We start from the raw sequence: 22,165 nt of genomic DNA on the forward strand, positions 1-22,165 counted from the left end.
GTAGAGTTAGAGAATGAGTTTAGCTGAGGAGAGCTTAGGGTAGTCGTAATGTGATCATTCCCCCATAGGCTGTTCGCCTATGGGTTTTTTAGTTTATCATCGTATTTTTTATCCCCCTAATACCTCATGCTCATTCTCTTCCATTCAAAAGGAGGAGAGAGTATTTTGACCACTGACTTGCATGTCAAAAGTAATTTCAAAGATGGATTATCCCGATTAATTAATGGTGAACACTTCAATAGGCAAGAGGCTAAAGGCATGATGGATGCCATTATGAGTGGTGCCGCAACCTCCAGTCAGATTTCAGCCTTTTTATCGATCTTACGCTTCCGTGGCGAAACCGCAGAGGAGCTAACGGGCTTTGTAGAATCGATGCGCGCGCATGCTTTAAGACTTGAACATGACGAAGACGTGTTGGATACGTGTGGTACAGGAGGAGATGGCCTTTCCACCTTTAACATTTCTACAGCCGTTGCTATCCTTATCTCTTCTCTAGGAGTAAAGGTGGCAAAGCATGGCAATCGCGCTGTCTCTTCCAAAAGTGGAAGCGCGGATGTTCTGGAAATTCTAGGTATTCCCGTTCAATCCACAGCAGATGAAGCAGTGGCCTCCTTAAAAACCAAGCATATGTGCTTTTTGTTTGCCCCTCTGTATCATGCCTCGATGCGTTTTGCTTCGGCGCCAAGGAAGGAATTAGGCTTTCGAACCATATTCAATGTTCTTGGACCGTTGGTCAACCCCGCGCAGAGTCAGAGACAGCTATTAGGCGTTTTTGATCTTGATCATGCGAAAAAGATGGCTGAGTCCTTGAGAGCCTTGGGCACGCAACGTGCTTTAGTCGTGACTGGTGATCGTGGTCTAGATGAGCTCGCTATTACAGGACCTTCCTGGGCTTTGCTTGTGGAAAAGGACACGATTCAAGAGCTCACCCTTTCTCCTGAGGACTTTGGATTGCCGCTTGGTAGACTGGAAGAGATTCAAGTGAAGACGGCTCGAGAAAGCGCTGAGCTGATTCAAGCGATTTTTGACGGTAAGAATCGGTCTACACCGGCTCATATTGTCCTGTTAAATGCTGGAGCAGCCCTTTTCGTTGCCGACAGAGTCGCCACTATTAAAGAGGGGATAGCCCTTGCCCAGGAAGCCATCGATTCAGGAAAGGCCCTGAGACAGTTAGAGCGATTAAAAACAGTAGAGAAGGTGGAACGTCATGCTTAAAGAGATTATTCAACACAAAAAAGAAGAACTAGAAAACTATGTGTTTGACCAAACCCCATTTACCGGTGAGCGCGTATCACTTAAAGCGGCCTTGTTAACCCCCCATCATGAGGTGGGGCTCATCGCTGAGGTCAAACAGGCTTCTCCGTCTAAGGGAACCTTTACCCATTCCTTTGATCCCATTGCCATTGCTAAGAGCTATGAAGACGCTGGAGCAGATGCCATCTCAGTACTTACGGATAAGAAATTTTTTAAGGGATCGCCCATGTATCTAAAACAGGTCAAGGCGACGGTTACTCTTCCTGTATTAAGAAAGGATTTTATCATTGATGAACGGCAAATTGCTGAGACGCTTTCAATGGGGGCGGATGCGATGTTATTAATCGCTGCGGCCCTTTCTCCAAAAAAACTTTATGAATTTTATCAAAGGGCTTATGAGAACGGCCTGGAATGCTTGGTAGAGGTTCATAACAAGGAAGAATTGGCTGGGGTGCTTTCCGTCTTTCAGCCTGAAATTATTGGCATTAATAATCGTGACCTCAAAACCTTCAATACGACATTAGATACTACAGAAGCTGTGCTTCCCTATGTGCCAAAGGATAGTGTCGTCGTGAGTGAATCGGGTATTTTAACTGCTCAGGATATCGAGCGGCTATCCAAAAATGGCATTCATGGTGCATTAGTTGGTGAAGCCTTGATGAAGGCTGAGACACCAGAGAAAGGGATTCAAGGCTTGTTTGAGGTCGAGATGCAGTGACCTTGCTATTAAAATATTGTGGAAATCACTTTTATGAAGATTACAAGCTGGCTGTTTCATCACATGCACAGTTTATTGGGTTTATCTTTTATGAGGGGAGCCCCCGTTATGTCGCGCCTGAGACCGTCGCTTCGTGGGTTGATAAAACGCCTAAGAAAAAACAGCAACAGCTCGTCGGGGTCTTCGTCAATCCTACATTAGAAACCATAGAGAATACACTCAATCATGTGCCTCTTGATGTCGTGCAGTTGCATGGAACAGAGTCGTTGCCTTTTGTGCAGAGGGTCAAGTTAAGTACGCAATGCCCAGTTTGGAAGGCTATCCATCATGAACAAGAGGCTTTGCAAATCATGCAGCTCTTTCATGGAGAGGTGGATGGCTTTATCGTTGACGTAAAAACGAAAGAGGCGTGGGGGGGGACAGGTCAATCCTTTGATTGGCGGGCGATCCCCCGTTATACAAAGGAAGCAATCAAGCAAAGCGTTCCTTGTTTGATTGCCGGTGGCATTACTCCTAGTAATGTTGAAGAGCTTCTCGGCTATCAGCCACAAGGCATTGATCTCGCTTCTGGTATTGAGGCCAATGGTAGAAAATCAAAGGATTTAATCACGGAATTAGAAGGAAAGGTTGTGCAAATGTCATGATTAATCTCCCAGATGCGCGTGGGCGTTTTGGTGAATTTGGCGGAAAGTTTGTCCCTGAGACATTAATGTATGCACTAGAAGAATTAGAGGAAGCGTTAACCCAAGCAATGGCTGACCCTGAATTTATGGCTTTATATCAGGCAACTTTACAGGATTATTCTGGACGGCCGACACCGATCACGCACGCTAGACGGCTATCCGAAAAAGTGGGCGGCGCATCTATCTATTTAAAACGTGAGGATTTAAATCATACTGGTGCCCATAAAATCAATAATGCAATTGGACAAGGATTGCTAGCCAAACGAATGGGCAAAGAGAAGCTGGTTGCCGAAACAGGTGCTGGTCAGCATGGGGTGGCGACAGCGACCATTGCGGCTTATCTCGGTTTATCCTGTAAGGTATTTATGGGGAAAAAAGATGTGGAGCGACAAAGTCTTAATGTCTTCCGCATGCAATTATTAGGGGCGGAGGTCATTCCAGTAGAGAGCGGCAGCCAAACACTGAAGGACGCTACAAATGAAGCGTTACGTTATTGGGTGGAGCATGTGGAGGACACGTTTTACTTAATTGGTTCAGTTGTTGGTCCTCATCCCTATCCAAAAATGGTCAGAGATTTCCAGCGTGTTATTGGAGACGAATCTCGCCAGCAATTTCTTGATCTGAAAGGGAAGCTTCCAAATGCGATTACGGCCTGCGTTGGCGGCGGCAGCAATTCGATTGGCATGTTTTACCCTTTCTTAGATGACGATGTGGCCTTATACGCAGCAGAAGCGGGGGGCCAAGGGGAAGAGACAGCTTATCATGCCGCCACTTTAGCTAAAGGAAGAAAAGGTGTCATTCATGGCTCATTAACCTATCTTATTCAAGATGAAAATGGGCAGATCATTGAACCTTATTCAATCTCTGCAGGTCTTGATTACCCAGGGATAGGACCGGAGCACGCCTACCTTTCTTCTGTTGGGCGTGTCCATTACGAGAGCATTACGGATCGTGAAGCATTAGCAGCTCTAGAGCTATTATGTCAATACGAAGGGATATTACCTGCCTTAGAAAGCGCCCACGCTCTTGCCTTAGCCTTAAAGGAGGCAAAGACGATGCCGAAGGAACACTCTATCTTAATTTGCTTATCAGGACGAGGGGATAAGGATGTTCACACCATACAAAATGCTTTAAAAGTAGGTGAAAAGGATGAGTAGATTAACGGACTATATGACGAAGGATAAAGGGACCATGCATTTTGTCCCTTTTGTCACTGCTGGCGACCCCAATCCTGAGGTTACCATTGATCTAGCGTTACTGTTACAAGAGCTTGGTGCCAGTGTGCTAGAGCTGGGAATTCCCTTTTCTGATCCTCTCGCCGATGGACCGGTTATTCAGCGCGCTTCGCTACGAGCATTAAAGGGAGGCATGACGTTAGCAAAAGCGATGGAAATCGTGCCAGAAATGCGCAAGAGAGGATTAAAAATTCCTGTTATCATCTTTACTTATTACAATCTTCTGCTACAATTAGGACAAAATCAGTTTATGGAAAAAGCAAAAGAATACGAGATTGATGGTCTTTTAGTTCCCGATTTGCCTTTTGAGGAAAGTGAAGCTTTGCGAGCCGCTTGTCGGGCGAATGAGCTTGCCCTGATTTCTCTTGTTGCACCAACAACGTCACCTCAGCGTTTAGAAGTGATTGGACGCGAGTCAGATGGGTTCTTGTATTGCGTTTCATCTCTTGGTGTAACAGGCGTTAGGAAAACCTTTCATCCCAATGTACTGGCGTTTCTTGAGCGTGTTAGAGCGTCCACAACACTGCCTGTGGCTGTAGGATTTGGTATTTCCTCACATGAACAAGTACAAGAAATCGCCCCTTATTGCGATGGTTTTGTTGTTGGTAGCGCCATTGTCAGGGAAATAGAGAAAAGAGAAGTGACCTTGGCTTCTAATCGTGAAAAGGCAATCGCAGACATTAAAGAAACGTTATCTCAAAAGTTGCTTTTAAATATTGAAGGAGCCGATAACGTTGAAGAAGCAGCTCAAAACAATTAATCCTTACCAACCAGGTAAACCGATTGAAGAAGTAAAGGCAGAATATGGCCTAAATGAAGTGATTAAGCTTGCCTCGAATGAAAATCCTTTTGGCAGCTCACCGAAAGCCATTGAAGCGATGAAGGAAGCGATTCATGATATGGCCGTCTACCCCGACGGCCATGCGACGGCGCTGCGTCAGGCACTCGCCCAAAAGCATCATGTTTCAGAGGAGCAATTTGTCTTTAGCAATGGGCTTGATGAGCTCGTGCACATGCTTAGTCATAGTATTTTGGAGCCTGGAATGAATACAGTATTAGCGGATATTACATTTTCAAGCTATAAAATCAGTGCACTAATAGAAGGAGCCGAGCTTCGCGAGGTCCCATTAGTGGATGGCCGTCATGACTTGCCGGGAATGCTTGACCGAATGGATGAACATACCGGAATTGTCTGGTTATGTAATCCGAATAATCCTACAGGGGAAATCATTAAGAAGCATGAGTTAGAGGACTTTTTAGAAAAAGTACCTGAGCATGTCCTAGTTGTTGCTGATGAAGCGTATCACGAATATGCCGATCACCCTGAGTATCCGCGTACTGTTGATTATGTTGAGCGTTATCCTAATCTCATCGTGATGCGGACGTTTTCTAAGGTATATGGCTTAGCTGGCTTACGCATCGGCTATGGCATTGCGAATGCCCAGCTTATACGTGATTTGGAACCGGTCAGACAGCCTTTTAACGCTTCTCGCATTGCGCAAAAGGCGGCCATTAAAGCCTTGGATGATCACGAATTTATCAATTATTCTATTGAGCAAACGCATCAGGGCTTGGAGCAGTATTATGCTTTTTGCGAGGCATACGGACTAAAGTATTTTAAATCCTATGCTAATTTCATTTTGATTGAGTTTGATCGGCCTGGAGAAGAGATTTTTAATGCCTTGCTGCCTAAAGGATTTATTGTTCGTGTGGGTGTTGCGCCTGGGATGCCAAATACGGTTCGGATCACTATCGGTTCCAAAGAACAGAATGCAGCCATTATCGAATGCTTGAAGGGTATTTTAAATGAGAAAAAATAAAATATTTGTCGTTGGATTAGGATTGATTGGTGGTTCTTTGGCAAAGGCATTTCACGAGCATAGCAATACGACGATCACAGGCTTTGATCCAGATCAGGCCACCTGCAAGAAGGCATTGGAGCTCGGAGTTGTTGATACCATTGAACGGAGCGTCGGCGAGGGAGCGGCAGAGGCTGACCTCATTCTTTTAGCAGCGCCAGTATCAGGCATAATTAAACTCCTTGATGAGCTTGCTGCAATAACACTCAAGCCTGATGTTATTGTAACGGATACAGGAAGCACCAAAAAGGGGATTCGGGATCAAGCTCGACACGTGCTTGGTCCCGAGGTATGTTATATCGGTGGTCATCCGATGGCAGGCTCCCATAAAAGTGGAGTGATGGCGGCGAAGGCGGATCTGTTTGAAAATGCCTTTTACTTTATTACACCGGAAAAGAACACACCTTCTGAACAAGTTGAGCGTTTAAAGGGATGGCTCGTGCCAACACGGGCCAAAGTGATGGCAATTGACCCTGAGTCGCATGATGAGGTGGTAGGGGTGATCAGTCACTTCCCACATATTGTGGCTGCTGGCCTTGTCCATCAGCTACACTTGAATCCGATGAATCAAGCACTTGATTTACCTCGGCTTGCGGCAGGTGGTTTTAGAGATATCACGCGGATTGCCTCATCAGATCCCACGCTGTGGCAAGATATTATCATGAACAATAAAGCTGTCTTAATTAAGCTATTTGAGGATTGGGATAAGGTCATGACCCATGTGAAGGACAGCTTATTGGCACAGGATGTCGAGGCGATCTTTCAATTCTTTCAAAAAGCGAAGATGGCACGCGATCAATTTCCAATTAAGAAAAGGGGCGTTTTGCCGCCTTCATACGATCTTTACTTAGACATTACCGACCGTCCTAATGAAATCTCAAGAGTGACGGGAATTATTGGCCAAGCCGGCATCACCATCATTAATATTAATGTTATCGAATTAAGAGAGAATGTTTCAGGTGTGCTGCGGATATTCTTTCAATCGGATAAAAGTCGTGATGAGGCTATGGCCCTGCTTAAAGCGCATCATTACAACACATATGTGGATGAATGAGCGCTCTGAGTCAGTAGAGTTAATAGTGTTTTTTGACTGCTTTTGAAGAGGAGCTTAACTCCAAATTCGAGGCAGTTTTTTCATTGCTGGAATAGCCATTATAGAAAGTTGGCTTCTAGTAAGAGGCTTGACAATTATCCACCGAATCCGAATGGCTTGAATCCATTACGTCTCTCAGGTTATGATGGAATAAGATGTTTCTTGCCTAATAAAAGTCTTTCAAAAAAATTTATAGGCTGGAACCTGTGAGTTTGTGTCAACGTAGATTAAGTTAAGCCTATCACCAGTTCAATGAGGTGGAAAGGTCTCTGTGTGTTGACATTGAAATAGGAGTGTTAATGACGATGAATGAGCAGTTAAAATGGGCGATAGATTTAGTAGAAAATGGGCAGTATGAACAAGGGCTCGAACACATCAAGCGATTATTACAGGATGCGGATGAAGAAACCGCTTTTGAGATTGCTACGCTCTATCAGGAATGGGGAATGGCCCAAGAGGCACACAAAATCTTAGTCCGCTTGCAGAAGCGTCATCCCAACGATTCTCACATTCTTATGGCACTCGCAGAAATTGAAATTGATCTTGATAAAGAGGATCAAGCCATCGATTGGCTTTTAAATATTCATCAATTGGATGAAAACTACTTAAGTGCGCAAGTTTTGCTAGCAGACTTGTATCAGGCTCAGGGATTAGAAGAGGCGGCAGAAAGGCGTTTAACGGATGCGCATAAACTTGCTCCGCATGAACCCGTGCTTACTTTCGCTCTGGCCGAATTTTATGCGACGACAGGACAAGCGGCTCATGCTGTTGAACTGTATAAGACTCTCATTCATGAACCGGCTTTAGAGCATGAGAATATCGAGTTAAAGCTTGCTGAAGCGTTGAGTTATAGTGGGAAATTCGAAGAGGCACTTATTTATTATAAAAAAGGACTTGAAGAGACAACATCTATTGATAGCCTTTTTGGTTATGCCGTCACAGCAATGCGTGTGGGTCAACACCGAACAGCTATTCAGGCTCTAGAGGAGCTGAAAGACATCGACCCCCAATACAGCACCCTCTATCCATTATTGGCTTCTGCTTATGAAGAAGAAGGAGCAATAGATGAGGCCTTAGAGACCATTGAATCGGGTATTAAGGTGGATGAATTTAATGAGCAGCTTTTATTGGAAGCAGCTGATTTGTCGATGAAGGTCAAGGATAGCCCTAAGGCTGAGCACTATTTGAAAGAGCTGTTAAATATTGACCCTGAAAATACCGACGCTCTAAAAAAGCTTGTTGAAATTAAGCGTGAACAAGAAGCTTTTGACGAAATCATTTCCTTGCTTAATGATGAACAAACCACTGACCCTGAACTTCTGTGGTATTTAGCCAGTGCTTATGTTGAAGATGACGCCTTGGAAAAGGCGCGTGATATTTATCAACAGATTGTCTCACATTTCAATGAAAATGCTGTCTTTCTTAAGGAGTATGGAGAAGTACAATGGCAGCTTGGTGCCCCAGATGAGGCAGCTGCACTTTTCGAACAATCGTTGCGTTTGGATCCGGAAAATGATGATCTGCGCGCATTTCTCGAAAGAATATAGCAGGAGTTTTTTAGAAAATGAAGAATATATATTTAGGAGAATTTTAAGCTTGTGAGGAGCTAGTGATACGAACAGGGGGCCCATGTAATAGGGGTGGAATGAAGGGAGAGAATACCGATGGAGCAATTGATATCCATTGAAGAGAAGCGTTCATTTTTAAAGTGGTTCCTCCGGCGGTATCAGTTGAAAAGTCGCGAATGCATTTGGCTGTTAAACTATGTTTTAAGCGATGAACATTTAATTAGTTTGCTCAAGTTTGTTGATAATACGAGTGGCTGTCCAAGAGCTATGATTATTTCTGAAAAAAATGCTTCGCACACAGCTTTTGTTTATCGCAAGCATGATGTGGAAACCAATGAGCCTGAAAAAGCTTTTCATGATATAAGAATGGACCAGGACGAGATTATTTACGTTCATCTCGTTTTTCCATCTTCTTCGCTGTCTTCAGAATACGTATCTATTTTGGAGGAAAATCCTCATGATCGGCATTTTATCAATGCGCGTTATGGTGATGAGGTTAGCCGACTTATTGAACAAGCGGAGAGTCAATTCATGGTAGCCTTTTTGGAAAGTGAAATTGATAAGGCATTGGTAACCCATGACAAAAAGCGCTTTGTTGAGCTTGCTGCTCAGCTAAAACAAATCAGAGAAGGACGCTGACCAAAGTCGGTTACTGATGACCTTAAAATAGCCGTGAAGGGTTTAAGTGAATAGTTTGTAGGAATAACCCTTGTGATTTATAAGGGTTATTCTTTATAGTGTGACAGGCACAGATACGAGATAGCGACTGTGACTTCATCATTCGTCCAATGGTTTCATAGATTATATAGGAGACAGGCTTCTAAGATGCAGCGCTTAAAAAGGAGAGTCTGATAATGAAGTGGCGAGCAAAGGATATAGAACGTTATCTAACTGAAAAGAGTTTCATCGATACTGTATTACTCCCTTTAATTCCGATTCAATGGGAAGAGGCAATGCTTCACACTGTTAGAGAAGGGGAATTTATTCAAATCGTGTCGGCAGAAGCGGAAAGACAACTCACAGGAAGAGTGATTTTGCACCCTGCTTTTACTTACTTAAAAGCGGAACCGTTGGAAGAACATTGCAAAAGACTTGAAAAGTGGAAACAACAATTGATAAATAATGGATTTAAATTTGTCTATTTTGTGACATCTGATGTTCAGTGGAAGACGATTGAAGATCGTATTGAGCAGTTGATCTGGATGCCTGCTGTGCCATTAGAGCATATGAATGACCGTCACCGTGGGGATTTTATTGAAGAGAATGTTGGCTCTATTATGAAAATAATAACTTCTCAGTGGAAATTATAATTGTGCCAAAGTTGTCACTGTTTATTGACAGTATAAGAGTGGTTGCGCTATCATTGGTATGTCTTAGTAATATTGTGTGCTATCATTGTTCGGAACTTCCAAGTAGAATAGGGGGGGAATTATGAGCAAGAAAGAGCATGATGTCAGCAGACGTCAGTTCCTAAACTACACGCTTATGGGTGTAGGTGGCTTCATGGCAGCTGGTATAATGTCACCATTAGTCCGTTTCGCCGTTGACCCACTCCTAAAGGGAAAAGAAGGCGCGAAAATGGTGCCTGTGATGGATGTTAAAGACATCACAAATGAGCCGCAAAATAAGAAGTTTACAGTGAAAAAGGTTGACGGATGGCATAAGTTTGACGAACAGCAAATCGCCTATATTTTCAAAAAGAAAAATGGCGATATTTTAGCATTATCTCCAATCTGTACTCATCTTGGCTGTACAGTGGCTTGGAATGACGATCCTTCCCATCCCAATCAATTCCATTGTCCGTGTCATGGTGGACGTTACACGAAAACAGGAATTAATATTCCTGGTACACCCCCGCCAGCACCTCTAGGTGTTTATAAGACACAAGTTAAAGATGGTAAGTTATACCTTGGGGAAGTTATATCACGAGGGGGGTCCTAAACAATGCTACAGAGGATATACGATTGGGTGGATGAACGCCTGGATATCACGCCGCTTTGGCGCGATGTTGCGGATCATGAAGTCCCTGAACATGTTAACCCTGCTTACCATTTTTCGGCCTTTGTTTATTGCTTTGGTGGACTTACATTTTTCACAATTGTCATTCAAATTCTTTCTGGAATGTTTCTCACGATGTATTATGTTCCAGATATTAACAACGCTTGGGATTCCGTTTATTATTTACAGAACCAAGTCGCTTATGGTGTGATTGTAAGAGGCATGCACCATTGGGGTGCCAGTGTGACAATTGTTATGGTATTTTTACATACTTTAAGGGTTTTCTTTACAGGCGCCTATAAAAAACCACGTGAATTGAATTGGATTGTCGGTGTGCTGCTCTTTTTCGTTATTCTAGGTCTTGGATTTACCGGTTATTTATTACCCTGGGATATGAAAGCGTTATTCGCGACAAAAGTTGGTTTGCAGATTGCAGCCTCCTTCCCGTTTATTGGGGACTGGATCAAACTGCTGCTGCAAGGAAGTGACATTGTTGGTGCTCAGACGCTAGCGCGGTTCTTTGCTATTCATGTCTTTTTCCTACCAGCTGCTTTAATGGGATTATTAGCTGCCCACTTCTTAATGATTCGAAGACAAGGGATTTCTGGTCCGCTATAAGGTGATAGAGTGGACATGGTTTCGAAGCAGTTATAGTGGGAAGTGTTTCTCGGCTTAGTTGTAAAAAGCGAAGTGGAGAGCATCTCCCCTGAAAAGAGTTACAATTTTTTATGCCTCACTTTCATTTAGAAGGAGGGAAAAACATGCATCGTGGAAAAGGGATGAAATTCGTTGGGGACTCGAGGGTTCCGGCGAAACAAGCGAAGTTTATTCCGCCTAAGGATTATTCCGAATATCCTGGGAAAACAGAAGCTTTCTTACCAAACTTCCTTTTAAAGGAGTGGATGGTAGGAGCTGTATTCCTTGTTGGCTTCCTCATTTTAACCATCTCAGATCCTTCGCCCTTGGAAAAAGAAGCCGATCCAACGAGTTCAGGCTACATTCCGCTTCCTGACTGGTATTTCTTATTCTTGTATCAATTGTTAAAGTATCCATACGCTTCTGGAGAATATAAGGTGATTGGTACGGTGCTCATACCTGCCATTGCAGCGCTTGCCTTGTTGCTGGCTCCGTGGCTTGACCGTGGATTTGAACGCCGGCCCATAAAACGCCCGATTGCTACGTTAATCATGTTGCTCACCTTTGTGGCAATGGTTTACCTTACATGGGAATCGACGGTTTCGCACAACTGGGAGCAGGCGGAACAACAAGGAAAGATCGTTCAGACAGTGGACTTTGATAAATCGGACCCTGGATATAAAATATTTAGCCAAAATTGCGCAAAATGTCATGGGGATAACCTCGAAGGGTCTTCATTGGCCCCCGCGCTTGTCGGTAAGGGGCTTGATCCAGCTACAGTAAAAACCATGGCAACAAAGGGTGGAGGTCAGATGCCTTCAGGGATCTTCAAAGGTTCAGACAAGGATTTAGATGCGTTAGCAAAATTTGTTTCAGATGTGAGTAAAAAATAAGCTGGGATTCCAGCTTATTTTTTTCGTGGGATTTACAGGTTAACTTGCATAAAGGTTTAGGATAACTATGATAAAATGGAAATGTTTAGAGAGCGTATCTTAACTATGTGGACAGGCTCAATCATACGTTCGAAATAGGAGGCTATTCATGTCAGCCGTTTGGTATTATTTTCTTCAGCAGAGAAATGTCATGCTCGTATTATTGATCATTAATACCGTCGGAACTATTTATGGATATTATTGGTATGGCGTGCAGCTCGCAGAAACACCGCCGATTTTTTTACCATTTGTTCCGGATAGTCCAACCGCTAGTCTCTTTTTCTGTGTCGTTCTTTTTGCCTTTTTAATAAAAAAACGCGCGCCTTTAATAGAAGCACTAGCCGTCACTTCGTTATTTAAATATGGGATATGGGCTGTCGGGATGAATATTGCTTCAGGTTTTACAGGCTTTGAGCTCACTTTTCCGAATTACATGTTAATTGTTTCACATGCATGTATGGCGATCGAAGGGCTGCTTTATATCCCATTTTATAGAATTAAAATGTGGCATTTGGTCGTTGCCGGTGTGATCCTGCTGCATAATGATATTATTGATTACGTTTTTGGGATGATGCCAAGATACGATCCATTGGCAAATTATCAGCATGTCATCGGCTATTTAACCTTCTGGCTAAGTGTGCTTACCATTTTTCTGGTTTATTTTCTCTGTATCAAACGTCAAAGCATATCGCTCAAAAATTAATGTGTAAGTGGGGCTGCAGAGGTCTACTCTTGTCCACCACATCATAAACTAGTGGTAAGTGAGAGGGGGATGAGGGATGAAAAGGTACATTGTCAGCCTCATTGTCAGTGCGTTAATATTGGGACTCCCCGCACTGGGACATGCACAAGAAAAAACGAAACCCATTCAGACGTTAGTCTCGTATTCGAACAAGGCTTATGAATTTATCGATGATAGCAAGCCTGATGTCGCGCGTCAGTATTTAGACCGATTCGATCAGGAATTAAAGAAGCACCCTTTAGGACTTGACGATCTTAATCAACGCACGCTGATGGCGAGTGAGGATCATCTTAAGCAGTTAATTAAGGCGAAGGCCGATCAGAAAGCTTTGAGAGAAGCGGCTGTTCAATTTCGCCTCGTTGTGGATGCGCTGGATGACGATCATTCGCCACTATGGAAGAGTCTGAAAGATCCGTTATTTACTGCTTTTAATAAAGTTCAAGCAGACGTGAAGCAGAAGAATGATCAAACTTTCCAATATGATTTAAATCAATTTATGGATATTTATCAAATAATTTATCCTGCTCTAGTCATTAGTGTATCACCTCACGAGCTTGAACCTATCGATCAACAAGTCAGTCATTTGACTAATGATAGAGCAACATTTATTCAAAACGAAAATAATGAAAGCTTATCTCATATTAAACAGTTAAAAACGAGCTTGGATCACGTCTTTCAAAAAAATCTGTTGACAACACATCCGTCCCAATCTGTTAGAAGTTTGATCCTTATTATGGGTGGCGTTGTTTTGCTCACATTAATTTACGTTTTTTGGAGAAAATATAATGGCACAGGCTGGAAGAATGATCATACGATTCGAGAGAGTTAACAAGTGAATGGCTAAATTTAAGAAGAATATGTAATAAATACAGAAAATTTGACGTTTTTATGAAAACTTATATAAATAAATATTTATATATAGTGGCTTCTTGTTGACAACCTTCATGAGTTTGACTAAAATTGACCTTAATAAAACATCGGAGGGTTGCATCATGGGTATAGGTGCTTACTTAATTTATTTTGTCATCATCATGATAATCCCGATTTGGGCGCAAAGTAAGGTCAGGAATACATTTAACAAATATGTGCGTGTGCCTAATGAAACGGGGCTGACAGGGGCACAAGTCGCACGCCGTATCTTGGATGAACACGGTTTGTATAATGTCGATATTGAAGAAGTTGGGGGACAATTAACAGACCATTATGATCCAAGGAAAAAGGTTTTGCGTCTTTCTTCGTCCATTTATCACGGGAATTCAGTTGCTGGTACAGCCGTTGCTGCGCATGAAGTTGGCCATGCGATACAGGATAAAGAAAACTACGTGCCACTTCGATTTCGTCATTCCCTTGTTCCGGTAGCTAATTTTGGATCAGGGGCTTCATGGTTATTTATTTTGGCTGGAATGTTCTTGCACAGCTTAAATTTATTGTTAATAGGCGTTATTTTCTTCGCTGCAGCTGTTTTGTTCCAAGTCGTCACCTTGCCCGTTGAATTTAATGCTTCAAGACGAGCGTTGGTACAACTGGAAACCTTAGGACTGATTCATAGTGGAGAAAAGCGCAATGCCCGAAAGGTTTTAAGTGCAGCCGCCTTGACATATGTTGCTGCCGCTTTAGTTGCGGTCTTGGAATTGTTGCGTTTTGTACTCATGTTTGTCGGTATGAATAATGATGATGATTAATAAAATAAATGGCGTGAAGGATCGGTCCCGATGGGGACCGGTTTTTTTGAAAGGATACAAAAGTATAAAATTTCTGTTCATGAGGACGGTGTGGATTTCGCCCCAGGCCGCTCGCTTTCCGAGGGGGAGTGGTAAGCCTCCTGGCGCCTTGCGCTCCATTCCACTTGACCAGGCAATGGAGCCTCTTTCATATTGGATGATGCCCTATACGAAGGACAAGGACCGGGCATGCATTTCTCCCGGTTTTTCTTAGTAAGAAAAGATAAAATTATTGTATGGGCACTGTTGATTTTCGCTCTAGGCTGCTCACTTCCCGTAGGACTCTAGTATCACATCGTGAGCTAGCGTGTCACTTGGAAACACATGATTTTAATAACGTTCCGAATTTCTCGCACCTTGTCTTTCACTCCAATCCATTTGACCTAGGAAGGGGTGAAGTGTTCAAATCACGGCATGAAAACAACAAAAAAAGAGAAGTGCAAATTAACAAAAGGCCCACCATTTTCTAAAAGCTCATGGCAATTTTAGGTGTGAGCACTAGAAAGAGGAAGTCTCTTTACATTTGCTATTCTTCAAAAAGTGGTTTTTTGTTTTCATCCAAGGTAAAGCCTTCACCTAGAACATCATGAATATCATTGACTGCAACAAATGCATGTGGATCGACGCTTTTGATAATGCTTTTTAAGCGAAAGATTTCGCTTCGACTAACGACACAGTATAAAGCATCAATCTCTGCACCGGTATAGCCTCCCTTACCCGAAAGTAATGTAACGGTCCGATCAAGCTTTTCGATGATTTCTTTAGCAATCTTATCATTATGCTTAGACATAATCATAGCGGCGTTGGCAGCATATGCCCCTTTTTGTATGAAGTCAATCACTCGAGAAGCTACAAATACAGCGACTAAAGTGTACATGGCCTGCCGATAATCGAGATAAATCAAAGAGAGGGTAATGACGACGGCGTCAATGGCAAACATCGTCCTTCCTATTGGCCATCCCCAGTATCTAAAGGTTAAACGCGCGATAATATCAGTTCCACCTGTCGTCCCACCATACCGAAAGATGATTCCAAGCCCAGTTCCAATTGTCACACCAGCAAACAGGGCAGCTAAGGTCATGTCATTCTCTAATGTAAAGTGGAAAGTAATGAGATATTGAAAAACCCATAAAAAAAGCGATAACGATACTGTACCAATGACGCTGTATATAAAAACACTGCGACCGAGCAACCGCCAGCCAATGATAAATAACGGAATATTAATGACAAGGTTACTTATGCCGGGGTCGATGTGAAAAAGATTGTAGAGTATTAAGGTTATCCCTGTCACGCCACCTTCGGCTAAATGATTTTTGATATTAAAATTAACCAGTCCAAATGCGAAGATCGCTGCTCCTAATAGCATGAAAAATATATTTTTAGCTTTGAGTGAAAAAATCATAGGCGAACCTCCTTAGCCATTCCAAGTAGTATAGGATTCAAACGGCGTCCCTATACCTGTTTACATGCTCCCTTAGCTAGTATAGACAAACCACAGGTCTTGTTCAATAATCAAAGGTTATAATTTGGCAATATCGTTCATTTTTCGCTAATATAGACATAGCTAAATGTTTAGAGTAATTTAGAAACAGAAAAACAAAGAGGAGAGACTACCGATGAAAACAATGGCAGAACTTCAGCAAGAAGTAGATCATTATATTAGTCAATTTAAAGAAGGCTATTTCTCTCCATTGGCATTGATCGCTCGTCTGACTGAGGAGCTCGGTGAATTGGCAAGGGAAGTCAATCATTATTATGGTGAAAAGCCAAAAAAGGCAACAGAAAAACCGAAGACGGTTGATGAGGAACTGGGTGACTTGCTTTTTGTGGTGATTTGTTTGGCCAATTCATTACATATTGATTTAGAAGATGCATTTGATCAAGTGATGCATAAATTTAATACGCGTGATAAAGACCGTTGGACACGCAAAGATGAAGAGGAGGCAGCGAGTCATGAGTAATCAGGAAACAATCAACATAGCGGTGGCAGGACCTAGAGGGAAAATGGGGAAGGAAGCCCTGCAAATGATAGCCAAAACAGGGCACTTTCGGTGCGTGGCGGCTATTGATAGAAAAAATGAGGGAAAACGGATCAAAGAGCTAGAGGGCTTTCCAGATTTGGACACCCCGATTTATACGGATATTGATCAGTGCTTTTCGGAACATCCTGTCGATGTCCTGATTGATTTTACACACCCTGAAGCAGGAAAATATCATGTGGAGAAGGCGATCGCCTATGGTGTTCGTCCTGTCGTCGGTACTTCAGGCTTTAGTGAAGCTGATGTTGAACATTTGAGCTCTTTAGCAGAGGAGAAAGGTGTGGGTACCATCATTGCCCCAAACTTTGCAATTGGTGCTGTACTGATGATGAAATTTAGTCAGATGGCTGCCCGTCATTTTCCTGATGTGGAAATCATTGAACTCCATCACGATCAAAAGCGTGATGCCCCTTCAGGAACAGCGGTTAAAACAGCGGAAATGATCCAGCAAACGCGAAAAGAGAAAAAACAAGGACATCCTGAAGAAAAAGAATTAATCAAGGGCGCACGTGGTGCAGACTTTGATGGATTCAGAATACATAGTGTGCGGCTACCCGGACTCATTGCTCATCAGCAAGTGCTTTTCGGCGGAGAAGGAGAGCTGTTGACTCTTCGTCATGATTCAATGAATCGTGAATCTTTTATGCATGGCGTTCGAGTTGCTGTCGAAACGGTCATGGATTTAAAGACATTGGTTTATGGATTAGAAAATATTCTGGAGTAGAAGGGGAGACCACTGATGAAAATCGCTTTAATCGCCCATGATAAAAAGAAACAAGATTTGGTGCAATTCACATTAGCCTATAAGCCGATTCTTCAAGATCATCAATTGTTTGCAACCGGAACAACTGGAAAACGGATTATGGAGGCGACAGGTCTTGATGTCCATCGCTTCCAATCAGGCCCGCTTGGCGGTGACCAACAGATTGGGGCCATGATTGCCAATGATGATATGGATGTGGTGATCTTTTTCCGCGATCCGCTTACCGCTCAGCCTCATGAACCAGATATTTCGGCGCTCATTCGTTTAAGCGATGTTTATGAGATTCCTCTCGCGACCAACATGGCAACGGCTGAGCTCATCATTCATGCTCTGGAACGCAATGAATTAGAATGGCGCAGTGTGATTCGTGAACGTCGTAATCTTGACAAAGGCCCTTCGCTATGACCGCTCAGCGAACTCTGGATATTCTAGCTTTTGGAGCTCATCCTGATGATGTTGAAATCGGAATGGGGGGACGCTTGCCTTGCATGCTTCCCAAGGCTACAAGGTAGGTATTTGTGATTTGACCATGGCTGAACTATCTTCAAATGGCACTGTTGCGCTAAGACAGCGAGAGGCGGCTTTAGCTTCTGAGCTTTTAAATGTGACTGAACGGTTGAATGTCAAGCTTCCTGATCGGGGATTGACGATTAGCCCAGAGACAATAGCTACACTTGTTGATGTTATTCGAACTTATCAACCTAGGGTCGTTTTTGCACCTTATTTTATAGATCGACATCCGGATCACGGACACTGCAGTAAGCTGGTTGAAGAAGCCGTTTTTTCAGCAGGAATTCATAAATTTCAAGGACAGCAAGCTTTACCGAGCCATAAGGCTGAAGAACTTTATTTTTACTTTATAAATGGGTTTCATACACCAGACTTTTGCGTCGATGTGACCGCTGTTCATGAACAAAAGATGTGCGCGTTAAGTGCTTATAAAAGTCAATTTGCCATGACGGAGAAGACAGTGGCAACACCGCTGACATCTGACTACTTAGAAACGGTTGAGAGTCGAGATCGACTATTTGGTAAAGAAGTTGGAGTGCGCTTTGCAGAGGGATTCAAATCAAAAAGACCGTTACGGGTTAAATCGGTAGTAAGATAGAGAAGAATAAGGAGAAAGCCTATGTCATTAAAGATTGGAATCACATGTTATCCGACCATTGGCGGTTCAGGTGTAGTGGCCACTGAATTAGGAAAGAAGCTTGCTGAAAGAGGACATGAAGTTCATTTTATCACCTCAAGTATTCCTTTCAGGCTAGATCAATTTTCATGTAACATCTTTTACCATGAAGTTGAAGTTAATCAGTATTCAGTATTTCGCTACCCGCCATATGATCTGACGCTAGCCAGCAAGATGGCTGAGGTTGCGCAACGCGAACAATTAGACCTTTTACACGTGCATTATGCTGTTCCTCATGCTGTTTGTGCGATTTTGGCTAAACAGATGGTTGGTGAGCATTTGAAGATTGTCACGACCTTGCATGGAACAGACATTACTGTATTGGGATACGATCCTTCGCTTCGGCAGTTGATTCAATTCGGGATAGAGCATTCAGATCATGTTACGGCGGTATCCAAGGACTTAATCAAAGAGACCCGCGAACTCCTAGAAACAGAGACGCCGATCACCCCCATCTATAATTTTGTGGATGAAACGATTTATTATCGTCATGATTCAGAACACTTAAAATTGGCTTACGGGATACAGCCAAATGAAAAAGTATTGATTCATATTTCTAATTTTCGGGATGTTAAAAGGGTTCCAGATGTGATTAGAACGTTTGCGCGTGTGCAGGAAAAAGTGGCATCCAAGCTGTTGCTTATTGGTGAGGGGCCTGATCTTCCTGTTGTTACGCGGATGGTCAATGATTATGGACTGAAGGATCGGGTGCTGTTTTTAGGAAAACAAGAAAATGTCGCTGAGCTGTTATCGATCAGTGATCTGGCACTTTTGCCATCGTCCAAAGAAAGCTTTGGACTTATTTTACTGGAAGCTGCGGCCTGTGGTGTACCATCGATTGGGACCAATATTGGAGGAATACCGGAAGTGATTCGTGATGGTGAAACAGGCTATTTATGTCCTGTTGGTGCCATCGACCAATTTGTGGCGAGAGCTCTTGATATCCTGCAACATCCTGAGCGTCAAAAGCGAATGGGGCAGGCTGCCATGGAAACTGCTACTCAAGCCTTCCATTCCGGTGAAATCGTTTCACAATATGAAAAGGTCTATTATCAAGTATTAGAGCGAAGGTAACAAAAAATAGTTGAAGGAGAGGCACATATTATGAAGGCGCCCTTTGAGCTGGCAGAACGTGTATTAAAACGATTCATTGATCACGGGTATGAAGCCTATATTGTTGGTGGTGCTGTGCGCAATTGGCTCCTTGGCCTCTCTATTCATGATATTGATATTGCAACCTCTGCCAAGCCTGAAGAGGTTATTGCTCTGTTTCCTAGCACCTTTCCTGTCGGTATTGAGCATGGAACAGTCCTCGTACGCCATGACCATGTCGATTATGAAGTTACCACGTTTCGAACAGAAGGGACTTATTCTGACTTTAGGCATCCGCAGCATGTCACCTTTATTGGGTCCTTAGAAGAGGATCTTGCTCGCCGTGATTTTACGATGAATGCGATGGCTAGGGATATATCCGGGGTGATCATTGACCCCTTTCACGGGAGACAACATCTTAAGAAGCGCCTGCTAAGAACAGTTGGTCAGGCAGAAGCGCGATTCCTAGAGGACCCCTTACGGATGCTTAGAGCTGCACGCTTTGTGTCACAATTGAATGTGAAGGCCGATTCAGAAGTGATCGAAGCCATGCAAAAACAAAAGTGTTATATTCAGCGGCTCTCTATTGAAAGAGTGCTTCAAGAAATGTCGAAGCTTTTACAGGGACACTGGGTTCTTTATGGTTTAGAGCTTTTGATGGCTACCAATGTGCTATTTGAGCTGCCAATGCTTTCCAATGTTACGCCACAAGAAAGGCAGCATCTCTTATCTGTTGATTTCAATCGGTGTGCGTCTCTAGCAGAGCGCTGGGCGACCTTTTTACTTGCTCTTGAACGAGCTGCACCCGCTGCTTTTTTAAAAAAATGGCGTTTTTCGAACGCGTTGAAAAATCAAATCCTCTTGTTGATGCAAAATTACCATTGCTACAAGGAAGCTGAGTGGACAGCATGGAATCTTTATAGAGTAGGGCTGCACCAAGCATTGGCCATTCAACGTCTCCGAGCCGCTAGACATGAAGCCGTTGAAAGCGTGATGGAGCATTTACAGGCAATGGCTCAAGCCTTACCGATTCAGACGAGAGCGGATTTGGTTATAGATGGACATGATCTGCAGGCATGGCTTGACCAGCCACCGGGACCATGGATTAAGGGGACGTTAGCCAATATTGAACAGGCAGTGGTTGAGAAGCAGCTGCCAAACGAAAGAGCTGCGATAAAGAGGTGGGTAAAGGCGTGTCACGAACAAAAGAAGAAACCTTAAAAATACTTTTGCGACATCAACAGCACTATATTTCTGGGCAGGCCTTATGCGAGCAATTAGGCTGTTCACGAACAGCTATATGGAAGCAAATCAATGAGTTAAGAAAAGAAGGCTATACGATTGATTCTGTCCAAAAAAAGGGGTACAAGCTCCTGGCCAAGCCTAATAAGCTGATTAAAGAAGAAATTGATCTGCATTTGACGACGGACACCTTTGGCAGGCATCTTATTTACTATGAAGAAGTACCTTCAACACAAAAGCTAGCCCACCATCTGGCTGAGGATGGCGCAGCAGAGGGGACTTTGGTGGTTGCAGATGAACAAACAGATGGGAGAGGCCGCCTAGGAAGGGCGTGGCATTCTCCAAAAGGGACAGGCATTTGGATGAGCTGTATTTTGCGACCAACATTGAGTTTAGAACGTATCCCACAATTAACATTAATTGCTGCCGTTTCAATTGTTAGAGCGATTAAGAAAATCTCAGGGGTACAATGTGGGATCAAATGGCCGAATGATATTCTTTTTAATGGAAAGAAGCTTGTTGGAATTTTAACGGAGCTTCAAGCTGAAATTGAAAGCGTAAGAGCTGTGATTATTGGCATGGGCATTAATGTTAACGTTGATGCAGACGCGATTCCTGAAGCTCTCAAGCCTATTGCGACATCATTGAAAATGATTTCTGGTGTGAGGCAATCTAGAGAGCAATTGATCGCAGCGATTATGTCCGAGTTTGAAGGGCTGTATCATATGTATTTAGAAGAGGGCTTCTCGATCATCAAACAGATGTGGGAAGCGCATGCCTTGAACATTGGTCAGCACATTCATGCCCGCCTTGCAAACGGTGATGTCATACACGGCATTGCACAGGGCATTAATGACAAAGGCGTGCTGTTGCTTCAGGACGATCAGGGCGAAACGCATCATATCTATTCTGCTGATATAAATTTATGATTTTTTGTACTATCAAAATTTATAATTTCGCTGACGCTCTCAAGGGAGGAGAGTATAAGTGTCACTTTGACTTTCGCCACTTGAGGCTTGCGGGCAATCTAAGTGTGTGATTTGCAACAGCGAAGTGGTGCAAGCCAAGTTTTCTAAAAAGAAAGTATAAAATTTCTGGTCATGAGGACGGTGCGGATTTCCGCTCCAGGCAGTTCGTTTTTTCCGCGGGGGGAGTGGTAAGCCTCTCGCACCTTCGCACTGCTAAGGTCTTACCGATCTCCCACTTCCCGCAGGACTCGAGTCTCCGCATCATGAGTCAGCGGCGCTCGAGGAACATACGATTTTAGAGTGTTCCGAATCTCGCGCCTTGCGCTCCCAGCCATGAAGCCTCTTCCGTATATGAGGATACTCTTATAGCTAGACAAGGACCGCGCACGCTTTTCGCCCAGTTTTTCTTATTATATGGATAATCCCTCTTCATCCA

23 protein-coding genes and 1 pseudogene are annotated in these 22,165 nt (G+C 43.3%); 23 read left to right on the forward strand and 1 reads right to left on the reverse strand.

Features of this window, described 5'->3' with window-relative positions; all coding sequences use genetic code 11:
* The first annotated feature begins 165 nt into the window (after window positions 1–165).
* From trpD to IEW82_RS08350, 16 genes are all read left to right on the forward strand, one after another.
* Window positions 166–1,215, forward strand: coding sequence for an anthranilate phosphoribosyltransferase (gene trpD / locus IEW82_RS08275; protein WP_229672444.1), 1,050 nt, complete (start codon window positions 166–168; stop codon window positions 1,213–1,215).
* Window positions 1,208–1,972 (forward strand): indole-3-glycerol phosphate synthase TrpC, encoded by a 765-nt coding sequence (gene trpC / locus IEW82_RS08280; protein WP_188692141.1) that lies wholly within the window; start codon window positions 1,208–1,210, stop codon window positions 1,970–1,972. The genes trpD and trpC overlap by 8 nt, the downstream gene beginning before the upstream one ends.
* Window positions 1,969–2,616 (forward strand): phosphoribosylanthranilate isomerase, encoded by a 648-nt coding sequence (locus IEW82_RS08285; protein ID WP_188692145.1) that lies wholly within the window; start codon window positions 1,969–1,971, stop codon window positions 2,614–2,616. The genes trpC and IEW82_RS08285 overlap by 4 nt, the downstream gene beginning before the upstream one ends.
* Window positions 2,613–3,812, forward strand: a complete 1,200-nt coding sequence (gene trpB, locus IEW82_RS08290; RefSeq protein ID WP_188692148.1) for a tryptophan synthase subunit beta — start codon at window positions 2,613–2,615, stop codon at window positions 3,810–3,812. Before IEW82_RS08285 ends, trpB begins: the two co-directional genes overlap by 4 nt.
* Complete coding sequence (trpA, locus tag IEW82_RS08295) at window positions 3,805–4,650, forward strand: tryptophan synthase subunit alpha (RefSeq protein WP_188692151.1); 846 nt, start codon at window positions 3,805–3,807, stop codon at window positions 4,648–4,650. The genes trpB and trpA overlap by 8 nt, the downstream gene beginning before the upstream one ends.
* Window positions 4,619–5,710: a histidinol-phosphate transaminase gene (gene hisC / locus IEW82_RS08300; RefSeq protein WP_188692373.1), complete on the forward strand. Its 1,092-nt coding sequence runs from the start codon at window positions 4,619–4,621 to the stop codon at window positions 5,708–5,710. The genes trpA and hisC overlap by 32 nt, the downstream gene beginning before the upstream one ends.
* Window positions 5,697–6,803, forward strand: a complete 1,107-nt coding sequence (locus IEW82_RS08305; protein WP_188692154.1) for a prephenate dehydrogenase — start codon at window positions 5,697–5,699, stop codon at window positions 6,801–6,803. The genes hisC and IEW82_RS08305 overlap by 14 nt, the downstream gene beginning before the upstream one ends.
* A gap of 344 nt (window positions 6,804–7,147) precedes the next feature.
* Entirely contained in the window at window positions 7,148–8,389 is a 1,242-nt protein-coding gene (locus tag IEW82_RS08310; RefSeq protein WP_188692156.1) for a tetratricopeptide repeat protein, read from the forward strand.
* Between the two features lie 117 nt (window positions 8,390–8,506).
* Window positions 8,507–9,049, forward strand: a complete 543-nt coding sequence (locus tag IEW82_RS08315) for a ReoY family proteolytic degradation factor (protein WP_188692159.1) — start codon at window positions 8,507–8,509, stop codon at window positions 9,047–9,049.
* 215 nt (window positions 9,050–9,264) lie between these two features.
* Window positions 9,265–9,720, forward strand: a complete 456-nt coding sequence (locus IEW82_RS08320) for a YpiF family protein (protein WP_188692162.1) — start codon at window positions 9,265–9,267, stop codon at window positions 9,718–9,720.
* Between the two features lie 121 nt (window positions 9,721–9,841).
* On the forward strand, window positions 9,842–10,351 hold the full coding sequence (locus tag IEW82_RS08325; protein WP_188692164.1) for a QcrA and Rieske domain-containing protein: 510 nt from the start codon (window positions 9,842–9,844) through the stop codon (window positions 10,349–10,351).
* Between the two features lie 3 nt (window positions 10,352–10,354).
* Window positions 10,355–11,026, forward strand: a complete 672-nt coding sequence (gene qcrB / locus IEW82_RS08330; protein WP_188692167.1) for a menaquinol-cytochrome c reductase cytochrome b subunit — start codon at window positions 10,355–10,357, stop codon at window positions 11,024–11,026.
* A 143-nt stretch (window positions 11,027–11,169) separates the two neighbouring features.
* The gene (locus tag IEW82_RS08335) at window positions 11,170–11,937 is read left to right on the forward strand and encodes a menaquinol-cytochrome c reductase cytochrome b/c subunit (protein ID WP_188692170.1); all 768 of its coding nucleotides are present in this window, start codon (window positions 11,170–11,172) and stop codon (window positions 11,935–11,937) included.
* Between the two features lie 148 nt (window positions 11,938–12,085).
* Window positions 12,086–12,679, forward strand: a complete 594-nt coding sequence (lhaT, locus tag IEW82_RS08340; RefSeq protein WP_188692173.1) for a lipoprotein heptaprenylglyceryl N-acetyltransferase LhaT — start codon at window positions 12,086–12,088, stop codon at window positions 12,677–12,679.
* Window positions 12,680–12,755: 76 nt separating this feature from the next.
* Window positions 12,756–13,547, forward strand: a complete 792-nt coding sequence (locus IEW82_RS08345; protein ID WP_188692176.1) for a sporulation protein YpjB — start codon at window positions 12,756–12,758, stop codon at window positions 13,545–13,547.
* Between the two features lie 163 nt (window positions 13,548–13,710).
* On the forward strand, window positions 13,711–14,400 hold the full coding sequence (locus IEW82_RS08350; RefSeq protein ID WP_188692179.1) for a zinc metallopeptidase: 690 nt from the start codon (window positions 13,711–13,713) through the stop codon (window positions 14,398–14,400).
* 565 nt (window positions 14,401–14,965) lie between these two features.
* Here the strand turns inward: IEW82_RS08350 and IEW82_RS08355 are convergent.
* Window positions 14,966–15,841: a YitT family protein gene (locus IEW82_RS08355; RefSeq protein ID WP_188692182.1), complete on the reverse strand. Its 876-nt coding sequence runs from the start codon at window positions 15,839–15,841 to the stop codon at window positions 14,966–14,968.
* Window positions 15,842–16,055: 214 nt separating this feature from the next.
* Between IEW82_RS08355 and IEW82_RS08360 the strand changes: the two genes are divergently transcribed.
* From IEW82_RS08360 to IEW82_RS08390, 7 genes and pseudogenes are all read left to right on the forward strand, one after another.
* Window positions 16,056–16,400, forward strand: coding sequence for a nucleotide pyrophosphohydrolase (locus tag IEW82_RS08360; RefSeq protein ID WP_188692185.1), 345 nt, complete (start codon window positions 16,056–16,058; stop codon window positions 16,398–16,400).
* Window positions 16,393–17,202, forward strand: a complete 810-nt coding sequence (gene dapB / locus IEW82_RS08365; RefSeq protein ID WP_188692188.1) for a 4-hydroxy-tetrahydrodipicolinate reductase — start codon at window positions 16,393–16,395, stop codon at window positions 17,200–17,202. The genes IEW82_RS08360 and dapB overlap by 8 nt, the downstream gene beginning before the upstream one ends.
* A 15-nt stretch (window positions 17,203–17,217) precedes the next feature.
* Window positions 17,218–17,646: a methylglyoxal synthase gene (mgsA, locus tag IEW82_RS08370; protein ID WP_188692191.1), complete on the forward strand. Its 429-nt coding sequence runs from the start codon at window positions 17,218–17,220 to the stop codon at window positions 17,644–17,646.
* Window positions 17,643–18,349 (forward strand): annotated as a pseudogene (gene bshB1 / locus IEW82_RS08375) (bacillithiol biosynthesis deacetylase BshB1). Before mgsA ends, bshB1 begins: the two are co-directional and overlap by 4 nt.
* A gap of 21 nt (window positions 18,350–18,370) precedes the next feature.
* A complete protein-coding gene (gene bshA / locus IEW82_RS08380) occupies window positions 18,371–19,501 on the forward strand; it encodes an N-acetyl-alpha-D-glucosaminyl L-malate synthase BshA (RefSeq protein ID WP_188692193.1) in 1,131 nt (376 codons plus the stop codon).
* 30 nt (window positions 19,502–19,531) lie between these two features.
* Window positions 19,532–20,740, forward strand: coding sequence for a CCA tRNA nucleotidyltransferase (locus IEW82_RS08385; RefSeq protein WP_188692196.1), 1,209 nt, complete (start codon window positions 19,532–19,534; stop codon window positions 20,738–20,740).
* Window positions 20,713–21,690, forward strand: coding sequence for a biotin--[acetyl-CoA-carboxylase] ligase (locus tag IEW82_RS08390; protein WP_229672446.1), 978 nt, complete (start codon window positions 20,713–20,715; stop codon window positions 21,688–21,690). Before IEW82_RS08385 ends, IEW82_RS08390 begins: the two co-directional genes overlap by 28 nt.
* Window positions 21,691–22,165: the final 475 nt, after the last annotated feature.

This window comes from Pullulanibacillus camelliae (assembly GCF_014642655.1).
Classification (GTDB): domain Bacteria; phylum Bacillota; class Bacilli; order Bacillales; family Sporolactobacillaceae; genus Pullulanibacillus; species Pullulanibacillus camelliae.

Excerpts from the sequence above, each read along its gene's own strand:
- IEW82_RS08335 (WP_188692170.1), top strand. The coding sequence starts at position 11,170 with ATGCATCGTGGAAAAGGGATGAAATTCGTTGGGGACTCGAGGGTTCCG.
- IEW82_RS08360 (WP_188692185.1), top strand. The coding sequence starts at position 16,056 with ATGAAAACAATGGCAGAACTTCAGCAAGAAGTAGATCATTATATTAGT.
- trpB (WP_188692148.1), top strand. The coding sequence starts at position 2,613 with ATGATTAATCTCCCAGATGCGCGTGGGCGTTTTGGTGAATTTGGCGGA.
- trpC (WP_188692141.1), top strand. The coding sequence starts at position 1,208 with ATGCTTAAAGAGATTATTCAACACAAAAAAGAAGAACTAGAAAACTAT.
- IEW82_RS08385 (WP_188692196.1), top strand. The coding sequence starts at position 19,532 with ATGAAGGCGCCCTTTGAGCTGGCAGAACGTGTATTAAAACGATTCATT.
- bshA (WP_188692193.1), top strand. The coding sequence starts at position 18,371 with ATGTCATTAAAGATTGGAATCACATGTTATCCGACCATTGGCGGTTCA.
- IEW82_RS08305 (WP_188692154.1), top strand. The coding sequence starts at position 5,697 with ATGAGAAAAAATAAAATATTTGTCGTTGGATTAGGATTGATTGGTGGT.
- lhaT (WP_188692173.1), top strand. The coding sequence starts at position 12,086 with ATGTCAGCCGTTTGGTATTATTTTCTTCAGCAGAGAAATGTCATGCTC.
- mgsA (WP_188692191.1), top strand. The coding sequence starts at position 17,218 with ATGAAAATCGCTTTAATCGCCCATGATAAAAAGAAACAAGATTTGGTG.
- IEW82_RS08325 (WP_188692164.1), top strand. The coding sequence starts at position 9,842 with ATGAGCAAGAAAGAGCATGATGTCAGCAGACGTCAGTTCCTAAACTAC.
- IEW82_RS08345 (WP_188692176.1), top strand. The coding sequence starts at position 12,756 with ATGAAAAGGTACATTGTCAGCCTCATTGTCAGTGCGTTAATATTGGGA.
- IEW82_RS08320 (WP_188692162.1), top strand. The coding sequence starts at position 9,265 with ATGAAGTGGCGAGCAAAGGATATAGAACGTTATCTAACTGAAAAGAGT.
- IEW82_RS08310 (WP_188692156.1), top strand. The coding sequence starts at position 7,148 with ATGAATGAGCAGTTAAAATGGGCGATAGATTTAGTAGAAAATGGGCAG.
- dapB (WP_188692188.1), top strand. The coding sequence starts at position 16,393 with ATGAGTAATCAGGAAACAATCAACATAGCGGTGGCAGGACCTAGAGGG.
- IEW82_RS08350 (WP_188692179.1), top strand. The coding sequence starts at position 13,711 with ATGGGTATAGGTGCTTACTTAATTTATTTTGTCATCATCATGATAATC.
- IEW82_RS08355 (WP_188692182.1), bottom strand. The coding sequence starts at position 15,841 with ATGATTTTTTCACTCAAAGCTAAAAATATATTTTTCATGCTATTAGGA.
- IEW82_RS08315 (WP_188692159.1), top strand. The coding sequence starts at position 8,507 with ATGGAGCAATTGATATCCATTGAAGAGAAGCGTTCATTTTTAAAGTGG.
- trpA (WP_188692151.1), top strand. The coding sequence starts at position 3,805 with ATGAGTAGATTAACGGACTATATGACGAAGGATAAAGGGACCATGCAT.
- qcrB (WP_188692167.1), top strand. The coding sequence starts at position 10,355 with ATGCTACAGAGGATATACGATTGGGTGGATGAACGCCTGGATATCACG.